Origin of the sequence: Streptomyces sp. B21-105, assembly GCF_036898465.1 — a bacterium.
In the GTDB taxonomy this organism is placed as follows: domain Bacteria; phylum Actinomycetota; class Actinomycetes; order Streptomycetales; family Streptomycetaceae; genus Streptomyces.
The window spans coordinates 358,538-372,492 of the sequence record NZ_JARUMJ010000001.1 but is presented as its reverse complement, the minus strand read 5'-3'; the positions used below and the strand labels follow the sequence as shown (position 1 = coordinate 372,492).

The following is a 13,955-nucleotide window of genomic DNA, read 5'->3' as shown; positions in this document are numbered from 1 at the left end:
ATGACCCTGCTGCGCGACGAGAAGCTGGCCGCCGCGTTCGACCACGCTTCCCGCAGCTACGACGCCCTGGTCGCCGCCAATCCCGGCTACCACGGCCAACTGCGCCGCTCGGCGCGCCGTCTCGGCCTGCCCCGCGGCGGCGCCGGGCTTCGTGTGCTGGACCTCGGCTGCGGCACCGGCGCCTCCACGGCAGCCCTCGCCGCCGTCCTGCCCGGCGCCGAGATCACCGCCGTGGACGCCTCGGCGGGCATGCTGGAGCGTGCCGCCGGCAAACCGTGGCGGAGCGGGGTGACGTTCGTGCGGGCCCCTGCCGAGCGGCTGGCCGAGGCAGGCGTGCACGGCCCCTTCGACGCGGTCTTCGCCGCCTATCTCTTCCGCAACGTCGCCGATCCCGACGCCGTGCTCGCGGCGGTCCGCGACGCGCTCGCCCCGGGGGCAGGCTGGCGGTCCACGAGTACACCCTGAGCGGCCGGACCGCTCACCGTGCGGTGTGGACGGGCGTGTGCCGAGGCCTTGTCCTGCCCGTCGCCACCATGCTCGGCGACGGCGACCTCTACCGCCATCTGTGGCGCAGTGTCGTGGAGTTCGACACCGCGGACCGCTTCGCCGCCCGGGTCCGCGCGGTCGGCCTGCGCGACGTGCGGGCGCTGCCCCTGCCGGGCTGGCAGACCGGCGTCACCCACACCGTCGTCGCCCGCCGCCCGCACGCCGGCGCGGAGAACGCCCGATGACCCGCTCCCCGCGGCCGACCGCTGCCCGGCGCGGCCGGGACCGGCGCGCCCGCACCCTGCTGCCCGCGCCGGGCGCACCCCGCCTCACCGGCGACCGTCGTCCGACGACCGCGGTCGTGGGCGGCGGCATCGCCGGCCTGGCCGCCGCGACGGCCCTGGCCGAACGGGGGGCGCGGGTCACGCTCTACGAACGCGAGAACGCTCTGGGCGGACGCCTCGCCGGCCGGCCCACCGCCCTCGCCGACGGCAGCGAAGTCACCATGAGCCGAGGCTTCCACGCGTTCTTCCGCCAGTACTACAACCTGCGCGGACTTCTGCGCCGCACCGATCCGGGGCTGGAGCGCCTGCGCGGGCTGCCCGACTACCCGCTGCGGCACGGCAACGGCCTGCACGACAGCTTCCGGCACGTCCCGCGCACCCCGCCCTGGAGCGCTCTCGGATTCGTGGCACTGAGCCCGACCTTCGGCCTGCGCGACCTCGCCCGCATGAACCCGGTCGCCGCGCTGCCCCTCCTGGACGTGCGCGTCCCCGACGTCTACGCGCGACTCGACGACGTCAGCGCACACGACTACCTCCGGTCGATCCGCTTCCCCGAGGCCGCCCACCACCTCGCGTTCGAGGTCTTCTCCCGGAGCTTCTTCGCCGACCCCCGCCACCTCTCGGCGGCGGAGATGGTCCTGATGTTCCACATCTACTTCTTCGGCTCGTCCGAGGGGCTGCTGTTCGACGTGCCGGACGAGCCCTTCCCCGCGGCGCTCTGGGACCCTCTCGCCGGCTATCTGCGCGGCCACGGCGTCGAACTGCGCACCGGCACCCCCGTCGACGCCGTCGAGCCGACCGCGGACGGCGGCTTCCTCGTCGCCGCCGACGCCGCGCAGCACCGCTACGACGCCACCGTGCTGGCCCTGGACGCGGCGGGCCTGAGATCCCTCGTCGCACGCTCCCCGCGGCTGGCGGACGCCGCCTGGCGGGAGCGGACCACCAGGCTGCGCACCGCGCCGCCCTTCCTCGTCTCACGCCTGTGGCTGGACCGCCCGGTCGCCGCCGACCGCCCGGGATTCCTCGGGACCAGCGGTTACGGGACCCTCGACAACGTCAGCGTGCTCGAACGCTGGGAGGGCGAGGCCGCGCGCTGGACCTCCCGCACCAAAGGCTCGGTCGTCGAACTGCACGCCTACGCGCTGCCCGACCGCCCGGCCCGCGACGTGGAGCAGAAACAGCTGCTGGAGCAACTGCACCGGGTGTATCCGGAGACGCGCGCGGCGAGGGTGGTCGACGAACGGCACGAATGGCGGGCCGACTGCCCGCTGTTCCCGGTCGGCGGCTACGACGACCGGCCCACCGTCCGCACCTGTGACCCGGGCCTGGTGGTGGCCGGCGACCTCGTGCGCACGGAACTGCCGGTGGCGCTCATGGAACGCGCCGCCACGAGCGGTTTCCTCGCCGCGAACGCGCTGCTGGAGCGCTGGGGCGTCCGCGGCCAGACCCTGTGGACGGTGCCGGACCGGGGCCGTAGCGCACCGCTGCGCCGACTCGCCCGACTCGCCTGACTCGGCCCACTCGCCCCACTCGGCTGAGGCTTCCGCGGACGACGCCTCCCCCGAACTCAGGCGCCCACGGTTCCGTCGACGCCCTCCCGCAGGAAGTCCGCGTGCCCGTTGTGACGGCCGTACTCCAGGAGGACGTGCACCATCACCATCCGCAGCGACACCTCCTCCTCCCACCTCGGCTGGTAGCCGGCCTGATCCAGGGACTCGGCCGCCCGCTCGACCCGGCGCGAGTTCTCCACCTCCGCCTGCCAGGCGCCGAACGCCTCCTCCCTGGTCGAGGCGCTCGCGTCGTAGGCCGCCTGGAAGTCGATCTCGTCCGACCAGACCATGGGCGCGTCGTTGTCCTCGAACACCCGCCGGAACCAGGCCCGTTCGACCTCCGCCATGTGCCGCACCAGACCGAGCAGCGAGAGTGTGGACGGGGGCATCGACTGCTGCCGCAGCTCCTCGTCGGTGAGGCCTTCGCACTTCATGGCGAGGGTCGCGCGGTGGTAGTCGAGGAAGGCCCGCAGCATGTCTCGTTCGGTCCCGAAGCCGGGCGGTCCTGTGCGATCGTCGCGGGTCACGTGCCGTGCTCCTCGTTTCGCCGGTAGGAAAGGCCAGTATCCGCCGGACGGCAGATGCCAGGGAGCCGGTTTTCCCGGCGCGACACTCTTCCGGATGTCGCACGGTCAGAAGTCCAGGTCACGGCGACGGAGAAAATCTGTGCTGACGAGAGTAGACATGGCCGCACTGCCGGGTTACTGTTTCTCTCGTACTCAAGAAGTCGAGAGAGTGCGGCAGACACGAACTGGCGCACACGCAGTCCAAGAAGGACGCGGCCCGCCGGGTCGCGAGCAGTACCCGCGGTATCCAGCAGTAACAGTCCACCGTGTAGCCGAAAGTAAGGAGCAGACGCCATCAGGATCGCCCGGGCGCGGAGGAAGTCCGCCCGGGTACCGCAGACCCCGGATTGGAAGGTGGTCCCCGGTCACGCAGCAGCGATCCCCGCAGCCCAGCCCCTTCGGGTGGGCCCTGCGGAACAAGGCGCCGGCGCACGCAGTCGGCAGATGGTGTTGACAGCTCGGGGCCCGGGTGCCGGTACGGCACCCGGGCCCCCCGACGCGTCCCCCGGAAGAAGAGGTCTATGCCCCCACGCAGTACCCGCCCCGTCGCCCCGCTCGATGACGACGACTACCCCGCCTACACCATGGGCAGGGCCGCCGAGATGCTCGGCGCCACCCCCGCCTTCCTCCGAGCCCTCGGCGAACACCGCCTGATCACCCCCCTGCGCTCCGAAGGCGGGCACCGCCGCTACTCCCGCTACCAACTGCGCGTCGCGGCGCGTGCCCGCGAACTCGTCGACCAGGGCACCCCCGTCGAGGCCGCCTGCCGCATCGTCATCCTCGAAGACCAGCTGGAAGAAGCCCAGCGCATGAACGAGGAACTGCGCAACGAGCGCGGGGCGTCACACGCGCCACACGTGTCACAGCAGAAGTCCACCGCCTGACCACGGCGCCGACCCGGCGGACGGGAGGGCGAAGGCAGTCCGACACGGCGCCGCTCATACCGGCCGGGGCCGGCGCGGCGGCGTCATGGCCCAGCGGATGGTGCGGGTCAGGACCTGTCCGGCGGGCCGTACGGCGAGCTGCTCGACGACCGGGACGCGCGGCAGCCACAGCATGCCGCGCGCCCAGTCCGGCAGCAGCGCCACGGCGTTCGCGGCCAGCCCGCCGTAGAACGGCCGGACCGCGAGCGGCAGCGGCGGCTGGAACAGCAGGAAGCGGGCGGCGGCCCGGGCCTCGGGCGTCGCCGTGAGCTCCCACCGGTAGGCGGCCAGGCGCGCGGACAGGGCGCGGCGGTCGCGGGGCGGATCGCTCACGCCGAGCGCCTCCGCGACCCGCGCGGTGTCGGCGACGTAGGCGTCGTAACCGGCCGCGTCCAGCGGAGCGGCTCCGTAGCGTTCGTGGGCGCGCAGGAAACTGTCCGTCTCGGCGGCGTGCACCCAGCCGAGCAGCTGCGGATCGGCCGCGTGATACGGCACGCCGTCGGCCGTCGTCCCACGGATCCGTTCGTGGATGCCCCGGACGTGGTCGACCGCCCGCTGGGCGTCCGCGGCGGTGCCGTAGGTCGTCACGGCGAGGAAGGTGCTGGTGCGCTGGAGCCGGCCCCACGGGTCGCCGCGATAGCCGGAGTGCCCGGCCACCGCCGCCATCGCGAGGGGATGCAGAGACTGCAGCAGCAGTGCGCTCAGACCGCCGATGAACATGGAGGCGTCGCCGTGGACCGTGCGGATCGGACGCTCCGGCGCGAACCAGCGCGGTCCGGGGGTGTCGTGGATGCGAGCACGTGTCGTCGGCCCGTCGGGGCCGGCGACGCGGCGGAACAGGACCTGTCCCAGGTGTTCACGGACGGTGGTCAGCACGGGCGGCCTCCCCTCTCCTGCCGTCCAGTGTCCGCGACACCCGCCGGAACGCGGAAACGGCGAGAGATCCCCCACCGGCCGACAGACGCTCACGGCGGTCATCGCGCGAGGAGCCCGGCACTCTCCGCGGCCCCTCGAGCACCCGAGGTGAAGGGAGGCGATCCGTACGGTCGATCGACGGCTACTCCCCGCCCGGGATCCGCGGGCGTACGTTCTCGACCTGCGGGTCCGAGTCCTTGAGGTAGTCGGCCAGGTTCTTCGGCTGGTAGCCCGGGTCGGCGTCATGGCGTCGCAGTACGGTGTCCGAGACGCGTTCGTGTCCGCCGACGGCCTCGCCGATGGGCCGCGGGACCGGCGCGACCCACCGGTACAGGCCCGTTCGCGAGTCGTGCCGCTCGCCCATCACGTCGGGCTGGACCCTGATGTCCGTGGAGTCCCCGGACGGCGCCGCCCCCGGCTCGCTCCTTGTGAACGCCGCGTCCTCGAACTTCAGGCCGCAGCGCTTCGCCTCGCCGACCATCCAGAGCAGGGGGATGTCGGACAGAGCCGGGTCCTCGTAGCCGCCGCCGATGTCGCAGTGCACCCCCGTGAACCACACCTGCTTGAGTTCCTGGGCCTTGCCGCCACGCCGGCGCAGAGCCTCCTCGCTGTCGGTCACGGCCTGCCGACGCCACAGCGTGGGCGGGAACGGCGAGCGCTGTTCGTCGACGGCGAGCGCATGGAACGCACTCTGCACCCAACTGCTCAACGTGGTGTCGTGGAACGCCCAGCGGCGGTTGAACAGGTCCACGCCCGCGGCGAGCCGGCGCGAGGCGGGCATCGGGATGCCCAGGGCGCCGACGGTGTCCCACACGCCGATGAACCGGATGCCCGTCTCGTGGGCGTAGGAGCGGCGGAACAGCCTGGACGCCGTGCTCGTCGGCTCCTCCGTCCGGCTGCGGTAGAGGGTCCAGGCATCACCGACGCGATCCCTGTACTCCCCGCGCAGGATCCCGGAGTTGCGCACCAGACCGGCCAGACTGCGGGCCGTGAACGCGCCCCTGCTGAACCCGAAGAAGTACAGCTGGTCCCCGGGCTCGTAGTTGTCGACCAGGAAGCGGTACGCGTCGACGACGTTGCGGGACAGCCCCACACCGAACGCGCCGCCGCGCAGCCGCTCCCGTCGGCTGGTGCCGACACCGCTGTGGTAGTAGACGCGTTGCGTGACGTCGCCGTCCTGCGGGCGGACGGACAGGGCGACCTTGGTGACGTTCGTCTTGCTGGGCTGGTCGGCGAAATTCCATGTGCCGTCACAGCAGACGATCAGACGCTTGGCCATGTGATCCCTCCTGGCAGGCGAGCGTCCGGGCCGCACCTCATGCGCGAGCACGGCCGCGCGGCCCGTCCGGGGTCGCGAAGCGTCTCGATGCCGCAGTACTGCTTCTCGGGCGCGTGTTCTGTGACCGAAGCCGCAGCAGAGACGGGGCCTCGCACCCCGGTCCTTTCATGGTGGCACCGTCCTACCGGGACTGCCACTCACCCCGGCGGACTCCCCGCCGCCCCTGCGAACTCGGTGCCCACGCTCCGAACTCGGCGCTCACGCACACCGCTTGGGTAGAGTCGGCCGGTGCCCGAGCTGAAACGGCTGCATGCCGACCACGCCCCGGAGGTCCTGGCCTTCGAGCTGGCGAACCGCGCCTACTTCGCCGCCGCGATCCCCGACCGCGGCGACGCCTTCTTCGACGAGTACGCCGACCGGCACGACGCCCTGCTGGCCGAGCAGGAGGCGGACGTCTGCGCCTTCTACCTGCTCGTCGCGGACGACGACTCGGTCCTCGGCCGGTTCAACCTGTACGACTTCGAGAACGGCACCGCGCAACTCGGCTACCGGGTCGCGGAGAAGGCCGCCGGTCGTGGCGTGGCCACCGCCGCCGTGCAGGAGTTGTGCCGGCTGGCGGTCGCCCGCCACGGGCTGCGCACACTGCGAGCGGCCACCACCCACGACAACGCGGCGTCCCGCAAGGTGCTGGCGAAGGCAGGGTTCGTCGCGGTGGGCCCGGCCGACCTCGACGGCAAGCCGGGCATCTGGCACGAGCGCGATCTGCTTCCCCGCCCGTAGAACACGGGCCGGCGCTCGAGCGGGCGCCGGCATCCGCGTCCCGACTGTTGAAGACGGCCGGCGGGGGTAGTCGGAGCCGGCAAGGTTCCCTCGTAGGAAAGTGACACCGTTCCATGGCCGAGACACGAGACGTCGTCGAACTCATTCTCCAGGACCACCGGAGAATGGAGGATCTCTTCCGTCTGATGCGCAGTGTCGAAGCCGACCGGGCGGCCGCGCTGCGGGAGTTCGCCGACCTGCTGGTCGCCCATGCCCTGGCGGAAGAGGCGGAGGTGTACCCCGCCCTCAAGCGCTACAGGAAGATCGACGACGAGGAGGTGGAGCACGGCGAGGAGGAGCACGAGGAGGGCAACAAGGCGCTCCTCGCCCTCCTGGAAGTGGGCGAGGTCGGCTCCGAGGAGTGGGACGAGAAACTCGAGGAGCTCGTCCAGGCCGTCACCCATCACGCCGACGAGGAGGAGCGCACGATCCTCAACGGTGCCCGCGAGAACACCGCCATGAAACGCCGGGAGGAGCTCGGCGAGGCGTTCTCGCAGGAGCGGGAGCGGCAGCTGAGGGCAGGCTGCGGCGATGTGGACAACGTGCGCCGCATCGTCCACTCATGACGGCATGACGGCATGACGGGGCGGGCGCGACCCCGCCGGCGAGGTTCCACGTATTTACGCGGACCGTCGCAGGCGCGATCATGAGCTGACGTCCGACCGGCCGGGTCCGGCCGGTCGGCCTGCGACACCGACGGGGGAGGGCTCGCGCATGACTCAGCAGCGAACCGACGGGGCGCCACCGGCAGACCCGGCCGACGCCTATCTGGAAGCGCTCCGCGGACGGCTCACGTCCGACGGATGCGCGGTGACCGCGTCCGCCTGGAGCGACTGCCCCGTGGTGATCGGCAGCCGATCGGACCGCAAGGCGCGGTGGTTCGGCACCAAGGTGGAACTGTTCGTCTTCGCCGCCGCCGTTCCCGCGGTGGACGAAGCGTCGATGGCCCAGTTCACGGGGTGGGCCATGGACTACGCGAAGAGCATCCGCAGCGGTCTGGCCGGCGCCCGCAACGCGGCGATGGTCCTGCCCGCACTGGTCAGCGGCGCCGTCCAGCCGGCCGCGCGGACCTGGGCCGCCGCGGACGCCCGGATCCTCGGGACGTCCCTGATCGGCCGACCGCTCACGGTGGAGACGTCGGGGTCGGGGGTCAGCCGGGTCACCATGTACCGGGGCAGGGTCGTGTACGGGGGAATGTTCAGCCGTCACGTCATGGACAAGGCGGCGCTGTACTTCACCTGAGGCCCCTGAGCGGCCGCCCCCGTCACCGGTTCGGGCACACGACGCGCCGCGACCGGCGCAATAGTCGGATAACCCCGCCGTCCGCGGGGTAGAACGGATGCCGGGTGCCTTCCGCTCACGGACAGGCCCCGTAACACGGACCAGCCGGGACTCCCGGCGAGAACTGAAGGACAAGCAGCATGGCCAGCGGCACCGTGAAGTGGTTCAACTCCGAAAAGGGCTTCGGATTCATCGCCCAGGACGGCGGCGGACCGGACGTCTTCGCCCACTACTCCAACATCTCCGGGAACGGCTACCGGGAACTGGTGGAGGGAGAGCCGGTCACCTTCGACGTGACCCAGGGCCAGAAGGGACCCCAGGCCGAGAACATCGTCCGCGGCTGACACCGCCGCACGGCCCCGCACCGCCCCGCCGACGCCACCGTGTAGAGTGGCACTACCGACGCGGGGTGGAGCAGCTCGGTAGCTCGCTGGGCTCATAACCCAGAGGTCGCAGGTTCAAATCCTGTCCCCGCTACGAGAAGAAGGGGCCCGGCACACCGCCGGGCCCCTTCGCCTTTGCGGCACAGGCCTGCGTGATCCGCACGAAAGAGCCGCTCACGCGCACGGACGCTTGTGCCATCGGCCGGTCACGCGTGGCGGTGCGAGTGCCGGTTGCCGGTCACGAGGCGGTAGAGGGCGAGCAGGACGAAGGAGCCGACGATGGCGGCGATCCAGGTGGAGAGGTCGAAGAAGCCGTCGATGGAGTCGACGCCGAAGATCACCTTGCCGAGCCAGCCGCCCAGCAGACCGCCGACGATGCCGATGAGCATGGTGACGATGATGCCGCCGGGGTCCTTGCCCGGCATCAAGGCCTTGGCGATGGCGCCGGCGAGCAGGCCGATGACGATCCACGCGATGATGCCCATGATGTGTCTCCGCTTCCTCGTATAAGGACAGTGTTAGCTTCTCGTGTGCACCGTCCGCGCCCGAACAAACGTCTGTGTTCAGATTCCTCATCGCCGGTGCGACCACCGCCGGACGCGGCCGGACGGCCGGCGGGTCCGGCCTCAGGGCGGGAGCGCCGGCGGGCGTTGGTAGCGTCGGCCTGTGCCGTGCCGGCCGGTACGGTGTGCCGCTCGACCGAGAGAGATCTCATGTCCCCGACGATCCGCAGGGCCGTGATCCCTGCCGCCGGACTGGGCTCCCGTCTGCTGCCCCTGACCAAGGCGACTCCCAAGGAAATGCTCCCGGTCGGCGACAAGCCGGTCATCGAGCACACCGTGCGTGAGCTGGTGGACTCCGGGATCACCGACATCACCATCGTCGTCTCGGGCGGCAAGAGCCTCATCCAGGACCACTTCCGCCCCAACCCGGCCCTCGTCGCCCAACTTCGTGAGGACGGCAAGACGGCCTACGCGGACGCGGTGGAGGAGGTCGCCGAGCTGGCCCGGCAGGGCCACATCACCTACCTCGACCAGCACGGCCCGTACGGCAACGGCACCCCCGTCCTCAACGCCGCCCGCGCCTTCGGCGACGAACCCGTTCTGGTGCTGTGGCCCGACGACGTCTTCGTGGCCGAGGTGCCCCGCGCCCAACAGCTGATCCGGGCCTACGAACTGACGGGGTGTCCGGTCCTGGCCCTGCTGCCGATGGACCCGGGCGACTCCCAGCGCTACGGCGTGCCCATCGTGAAGGAGGACCTCGGCGGCGGCACCCTGCGCATCACCGGCCTGGTCGAGAAGCCCCGGCCCGTCGACGCACCGTCGTCGTACGCGGCCATCGGCGGCTATGTCGTCACCCCCGGCATCATCGACGAACTGCGCGAGCAGACCCGGCGCTGGTACGAGCACCGGACCGGCGAGATCTACCTGACCGACGCGATCAACGCCTACGCCGCCACCCGCGCGGTGTACGGGCAGGTCATCCAGGGACGGTGGTACGACACCGGCAACCCGGCCGACTACCTCGTCGCTCAGATGGCGTTCGCGCTCGCCCATCCCGAGTACGGGCCGGTGCTGCGGGGCCTGGTCGCCGGACTCGACGCCGACCGCGCTGCCGGCCCCAGGCAGGAGAACAGCTCCTGATCTGCGGCTTACCGCCCGGGCCGCCCGCTCGCAGCGAGCGGCCGTAGGCCGGCCGGCCGAGCAGATCGACGATCAGGCGGTCAGCGCCTGCTCGACGGTGCTGTGGCAGGAGAGCACCGAGTCGAGGCCGACGAGCTGCACGACCCGCGCCACCGATTCCTGGGCGGCGGCCAGCCGCAGCCACCCCTCGGCGGCGCTCACGCGCTGGTGAACCTGGACGAACACGTTGATGCCGCTGGAGTCCAGGAAGGTCACGCCACTGAGGTCCGCCACGATCCGATGCGTGTGATCACCGTTTCGGGACAGCAGTGCCTCGCTCAACGCGTCCTTGACGTCATGGTCGATCTCGCCGCGCAGGGTCACGACACGGATGCCGTCGACGCTGGCGTGTTCGACGGACAGTCGGTCGGGTCGGCCCGTTTCCTGGTTGTCAGTCACCGTTTCCTCAATCGCACCTGGGCTGCCCGGGGCAGCGTCTGTGAAAGCCAATTCTGCCGCACGGTCCCGGTCGCTCGATCCCGACCGGCTGTGCCGAAGAACACGGCCCGTGACATGCATGACAACGTGGCGGGTACACGCACACCGTGAGTGGGAAGCAGAGGGACGATGCCCGGTGGAATCGCGATCCGACGACGAAGGCGGCACGGGGCCCGGCACTGACCTGATCCAGGCGGGGTACGCCCTGGCGGGAGGCGACGGGTGCATCGCTCAGGCGCGTCGCGATGCCGCCGACTTTCTCACGCGGGCCCGGGACGAACGCGGTGTGGACGTGTCCTCGCGGGCCATGGACCTGACCCAGTTGGTGGTCAGCGAGCTGGTCACCAACGTCCGCAAGTACGCGCCGGGGCCGGCGTTGATGCAGCTGCGGGTCACCGGAGCCATGGTGGAGGTCGTGGTCCGGGACAGCGATCCCACCGTGCCGGTGGCGGGGACCGCCGATCCCGCCCGGATCGGCCGGCACGGCCTGGAGATCGTCCAGGCCGTCGCCCATGACCTCGCCGTCGAGCGGCGGCCGGACGGCAAACGCGTCATCGCCCGCATCGTCCTCGCGGACCCGCCCGGCGGTGACGCGGCGGCCCGCCGCCCGCCGTGACGAGACGGCCGAGCTCCGCAGCCGAACCGGAGCGGACAGCCGGGACCATGCCGGGACCATGAAGGACGACGCGCAGGGGCTGCCCGCACCCCGAGGCCGGTGAGGGGCGCCGGCGGCCGGCGTGCGGCGCTCGCACGCCTCGGTCAGCGCGGTCGCGCGAGCTGTTCCACCCGGTCGTGGAGACGTTCGACGTGGTGCTCGGATTCCGGCTTCATCAGGACGCTGCGGAGGATGCGCGCGCCGTCGGCGTCCGCGGCGATCTCCGGATGGCGGGCCGCGAACGCCTCACGACCGGCTTTGAGGGTGCTCAGGAACACCGGATCGCCGTCGTTCATCCCGTCCGTGAGAACCCGGGCGGACGCGGCGTCCACGGCGGACAGGGCGGCGGGTTCCACGGCCGGGAAGTAGCCGACGATGTCCAACTCGGGCCGCTGGTACAGCTTCAGCACGTCGGACTGCGAGATCAGGTCGGTCCACCGCAGCGCGGCCCGGCGGCCGGCCGCCAGCACGCGGCCGAGACCGGCGGGGGTGGGCGGGATGAGGCGGAAGGTCAGCCACAGCGCGGCGGCCGCCGCACCCGCCCGCGAGCACTCCAGGCTGATCTCGCCGAGGTGGAGCTCGGTGGAGGTGAAGTAGGTGTAGGGCGAGTCGTGCAGGTAGAAGCGCCCCACCTCGGGATCACGGAAGAGGACGGCCCCGCAGCCGTAGGGCTGGAGTCCGTGCTTGTGCGGGTCGACGACGATCGAGTCGCACCGGGCGATCGCCCGCCAGGGCTCGGGCGGGAGGCCTTCCGGGCCGTCGGCGCCGGCGAGCAGGGTGAAGAAGCCTCCGTATGCGGCGTCGACGTGGAGGCGTACGCCGTAGCGGTCCCGCAGCTCGAGCGCGCGATGGATCGGGTCGACGGCGCCGAGGCCGGTGGTTCCCGCGGTGAGGACGACGGTGCCGACGTCTCCGCTGCGAAGGACGTCCTCCAGGGCGTCGAGGTCCATGCGGCCCCCTTCGTCGGTGGGGACCGGGTGTCCCTTCACGCCGAGTACGTGGCACATACGGCCGTGGGTGTAGTGGGCCTCGGTGCTGTAGGCGACTCCCCGGCCGGGGTGGAGCTCCCGGGCGACGAAGAGGGCTTCGAGGTTGGCGATCGTGCCGCTGGTGGTGAGATGGCCGAGGTGGGTGTCGTAGCCGAACATGGCGGCGAGCTGCGCGACCGCCTCGCGCTCCATCGCCGCGGTGGCCGGCCCGCCGTCCAGGGCGTGGTTGTTGGGGTTGATCAGCATGGTGGCGAGATGGCCGACCACGGCGGCGGGGTGCGGGGGCTTGAGCATCTGGCCCGCGTAGTGCGGATGGAAGAAGGGGTAGTTGCCCGTCGTCAGCCGACCGGTGAGCTCCTGGACGGCGGAGGCGAAGCGCTCGTCGTCGACGTGCAGCGACGGGTGCGGTTCGTACGGGCTGTAGGTGTCGGTCCACTCCTGTATGGCATGGACGGCCCGACCGAGCCAGTGCTGCAGGTCCATGGACATGTCCCCTTTCTCCGACTGCTGCGGTGGCGGTGGGCGTCATCGTAAGCTTTTGCTGATCGCTCAGCAATTGACTGCTCAGCAATTGAGACATCGGTAGGTGAGCAGGCAGTAAAGTCGGGCGCGCGGAGGACCCCTCGTCAGGAGGGGGCCGGCGGCAGGAGAGGACACGAACAGGTGGATGCGGCCGACCGGCCGGGCGACGAGGCCGCCCGCGCCGCCAACAGCCCGCTCGTGCACGACTTCGGGCTGCTGATCAAGAGCGCCACCCGGCTGGAACGGCGGATCGACAACGCGCTGCGGCGCGAGTGCGGGATCAGCCACACGATGTTCGAGGTCCTCCTCAGACTCTGTCGCCGGCCGGACGAGGAGGTCACCCAGCGTGTGCTCGCCGACGACCTCACGCTCACCAGCGGTGGCATCACCCGGCTGATCGACCGCATGGAAGAGGCCGCCGTGGCCCGCCGTGTGCCCTCACCCGAGGACCGTCGGAGCGTTCTGGTCGAGATCACAGACCACGGTCGCGGCGTTTTCCTGCGGGCGGCCGAGGTCCACTCGCGGGTCGTCGAGCGGTACTTCGTCACGCCGGTGGCCCCGGGCGACTACCCGCGACTGACGGGCTCGCTCGCCGAGATCCACAAGGCGCTCGGCGACGACTGAGGGCCTGCGGGGCCGGTCGTCACGGATGTCAGCGGTCAGCGGTCGAACTTCCAGGTGACCCGTGGCTCGGCGGGGTCTCCCTCGACGTCGATCACACGGACCGGAATCGAGATCCGCTCGCCCCCGGACCGTGCCGTGCACGTCTCGGACGCGCCGACCACCGCCTTGAGATGGGACGGGCAGGAGACGTCGTGGATCTCGCGTCCGAGCCAGGGGAGCGGGTGGTACCAGCCCTGGATGCGGGCCTCGAGGACGGTGTCGGCCACCGCCAACCGGTCGTCCACTTTCACGTAGAGACCCCGGGCGACGGGGTTGACCGTGGTGTGCTGGACATCCTTGGCGGCGCAGAGCCAGGTGACGACACCGGCCACGGCGGCCACGGCGACCGCGCCACCGACGGCGCCGACGAGGAAACCGCGCTGCATCTCGTACTCCCGGGTTCGGGTGCTGGACCTGCGAACAACAATGATCGGGTGAAGGGGGCGGCTCCACTCTCCCTCGCGGGCACGGGCGGGCGCCTCGGCCATTTGGCCAGAAACCCCGGCCGGCCGTGCCGTCC

16 protein-coding genes, 1 tRNA gene and 1 pseudogene are annotated in these 13,955 nt (G+C 71.4%); 11 read left to right on the top strand and 7 right to left on the bottom strand.

Translation table 11 applies throughout. From position 1 onward, the window contains the following. Both QA802_RS01420 and QA802_RS01415 read left to right on the top strand, forming a co-directional pair. Positions 1–731: pseudogene (locus tag QA802_RS01420) on the top strand (class I SAM-dependent methyltransferase). Beyond that, a complete protein-coding gene (locus QA802_RS01415; protein WP_334517531.1) occupies positions 728–2,281 on the top strand; it encodes an FAD-dependent oxidoreductase in 1,554 nt (517 codons plus the stop codon). The pseudogene QA802_RS01420 and the gene QA802_RS01415 overlap by 4 nt, the downstream one beginning before the upstream one ends. Before the next feature lie 56 nt (positions 2,282–2,337). On the opposite strand, the gene QA802_RS01410 is transcribed toward QA802_RS01415, so the two are convergent. Continuing rightward, positions 2,338–2,847, bottom strand: a complete 510-nt coding sequence (locus tag QA802_RS01410) for a DinB family protein (protein WP_319168354.1) — start codon at positions 2,845–2,847, stop codon at positions 2,338–2,340. 560 nt (positions 2,848–3,407) lie between these two features. Here QA802_RS01410 and QA802_RS01405 point away from each other — a divergent pair. Beyond that, positions 3,408–3,770: a MerR family transcriptional regulator gene (locus QA802_RS01405; protein WP_319168353.1), complete on the top strand. Its 363-nt coding sequence runs from the start codon at positions 3,408–3,410 to the stop codon at positions 3,768–3,770. Between the two features lie 54 nt (positions 3,771–3,824). Here the strand turns inward: QA802_RS01405 and QA802_RS01400 are convergent, their stop codons facing one another. Together QA802_RS01400 and QA802_RS01395 are read right to left on the bottom strand one after the other, a co-directional pair. Further along, positions 3,825–4,685, bottom strand: coding sequence for an oxygenase MpaB family protein (locus QA802_RS01400; RefSeq protein WP_334517529.1), 861 nt, complete (start codon positions 4,683–4,685; stop codon positions 3,825–3,827). Between the two features lie 181 nt (positions 4,686–4,866). Further along, positions 4,867–6,003, bottom strand: a complete 1,137-nt coding sequence (locus QA802_RS01395; protein ID WP_334517528.1) for a T6SS phospholipase effector Tle1-like catalytic domain-containing protein — start codon at positions 6,001–6,003, stop codon at positions 4,867–4,869. A 288-nt stretch (positions 6,004–6,291) separates the two neighbouring features. On the opposite strand from QA802_RS01395, the gene QA802_RS01390 reads away from it, so the two are divergent. From QA802_RS01390 to QA802_RS01370, 5 genes are all read left to right on the top strand, one after another. Continuing rightward, positions 6,292–6,783, top strand: coding sequence for a GNAT family N-acetyltransferase (locus QA802_RS01390; protein WP_334517527.1), 492 nt, complete (start codon positions 6,292–6,294; stop codon positions 6,781–6,783). A 113-nt stretch (positions 6,784–6,896) separates the two neighbouring features. Further along, a complete protein-coding gene (locus QA802_RS01385; RefSeq protein ID WP_334517526.1) occupies positions 6,897–7,388 on the top strand; it encodes a hemerythrin domain-containing protein in 492 nt (163 codons plus the stop codon). A gap of 148 nt (positions 7,389–7,536) precedes the next feature. Beyond that, positions 7,537–8,064, top strand: coding sequence for a hypothetical protein (locus tag QA802_RS01380; protein ID WP_319168349.1), 528 nt, complete (start codon positions 7,537–7,539; stop codon positions 8,062–8,064). A gap of 179 nt (positions 8,065–8,243) precedes the next feature. Further along, positions 8,244–8,447 (top strand): cold-shock protein, encoded by a 204-nt coding sequence (locus QA802_RS01375; RefSeq protein ID WP_009192932.1) that lies wholly within the window; start codon positions 8,244–8,246, stop codon positions 8,445–8,447. Between the two features lie 59 nt (positions 8,448–8,506). Further along, positions 8,507–8,580: transfer RNA gene (locus tag QA802_RS01370), tRNA-Met, on the top strand. A gap of 112 nt (positions 8,581–8,692) precedes the next feature. On the opposite strand, the gene QA802_RS01365 is transcribed toward QA802_RS01370, so the two are convergent. Beyond that, on the bottom strand, positions 8,693–8,971 hold the full coding sequence (locus QA802_RS01365; RefSeq protein WP_334517525.1) for a GlsB/YeaQ/YmgE family stress response membrane protein: 279 nt from the start codon (positions 8,969–8,971) through the stop codon (positions 8,693–8,695). Positions 8,972–9,199: 228 nt separating this feature from the next. On the opposite strand from QA802_RS01365, the gene QA802_RS01360 reads away from it, so the two are divergent. Beyond that, positions 9,200–10,129 (top strand): UTP--glucose-1-phosphate uridylyltransferase, encoded by a 930-nt coding sequence (locus QA802_RS01360; RefSeq protein ID WP_334517524.1) that lies wholly within the window; start codon positions 9,200–9,202, stop codon positions 10,127–10,129. A 72-nt stretch (positions 10,130–10,201) separates the two neighbouring features. Here the strand turns inward: QA802_RS01360 and QA802_RS01355 are convergent, their stop codons facing one another. Beyond that, positions 10,202–10,567, bottom strand: a complete 366-nt coding sequence (locus QA802_RS01355) for an STAS domain-containing protein (RefSeq protein ID WP_334517523.1) — start codon at positions 10,565–10,567, stop codon at positions 10,202–10,204. Between the two features lie 175 nt (positions 10,568–10,742). On the opposite strand from QA802_RS01355, the gene QA802_RS01350 reads away from it, so the two are divergent. Then, entirely contained in the window at positions 10,743–11,222 is a 480-nt protein-coding gene (locus QA802_RS01350) for an ATP-binding protein (protein WP_334517521.1), read from the top strand. Positions 11,223–11,365: 143 nt separating this feature from the next. Here QA802_RS01350 and QA802_RS01345 read toward each other — a convergent pair whose 3' ends face one another. Beyond that, on the bottom strand, positions 11,366–12,733 hold the full coding sequence (locus tag QA802_RS01345; protein WP_334534222.1) for a pyridoxal phosphate-dependent decarboxylase family protein: 1,368 nt from the start codon (positions 12,731–12,733) through the stop codon (positions 11,366–11,368). A 180-nt stretch (positions 12,734–12,913) separates the two neighbouring features. Between QA802_RS01345 and QA802_RS01340 the strand changes: the two genes are divergently transcribed. Continuing rightward, positions 12,914–13,396 carry a MarR family winged helix-turn-helix transcriptional regulator gene (locus QA802_RS01340; protein ID WP_319168345.1) on the top strand — a complete coding sequence of 161 codons (483 nt, stop codon included), beginning with the start codon at positions 12,914–12,916 and terminating at the stop codon, positions 13,394–13,396. Positions 13,397–13,431: 35 nt separating this feature from the next. Here QA802_RS01340 and QA802_RS01335 read toward each other — a convergent pair whose 3' ends face one another. After that, positions 13,432–13,821, bottom strand: a complete 390-nt coding sequence (locus tag QA802_RS01335) for a DUF4333 domain-containing protein (RefSeq protein WP_334517517.1) — start codon at positions 13,819–13,821, stop codon at positions 13,432–13,434. Positions 13,822–13,955 lie beyond the last annotated feature (134 nt).

Coding starts and splice junctions, on each gene's coding strand:
- QA802_RS01415 (WP_334517531.1), top strand. CDS start 728: ATGACCCGCTCCCCGCGGCCGACCGCTGCCCGGCGCGGCCGGGACCGG.
- QA802_RS01405 (WP_319168353.1), top strand. CDS start 3,408: ATGCCCCCACGCAGTACCCGCCCCGTCGCCCCGCTCGATGACGACGAC.
- QA802_RS01395 (WP_334517528.1), bottom strand. CDS start 6,003: ATGGCCAAGCGTCTGATCGTCTGCTGTGACGGCACATGGAATTTCGCC.
- QA802_RS01385 (WP_334517526.1), top strand. CDS start 6,897: ATGGCCGAGACACGAGACGTCGTCGAACTCATTCTCCAGGACCACCGG.
- QA802_RS01380 (WP_319168349.1), top strand. CDS start 7,537: ATGACTCAGCAGCGAACCGACGGGGCGCCACCGGCAGACCCGGCCGAC.
- QA802_RS01375 (WP_009192932.1), top strand. CDS start 8,244: ATGGCCAGCGGCACCGTGAAGTGGTTCAACTCCGAAAAGGGCTTCGGA.
- QA802_RS01365 (WP_334517525.1), bottom strand. CDS start 8,971: ATGGGCATCATCGCGTGGATCGTCATCGGCCTGCTCGCCGGCGCCATC.
- QA802_RS01360 (WP_334517524.1), top strand. CDS start 9,200: ATGTCCCCGACGATCCGCAGGGCCGTGATCCCTGCCGCCGGACTGGGC.
- QA802_RS01345 (WP_334534222.1), bottom strand. CDS start 12,733: ATGGACCTGCAGCACTGGCTCGGTCGGGCCGTCCATGCCATACAGGAG.
- QA802_RS01335 (WP_334517517.1), bottom strand. CDS start 13,821: ATGCAGCGCGGTTTCCTCGTCGGCGCCGTCGGTGGCGCGGTCGCCGTG.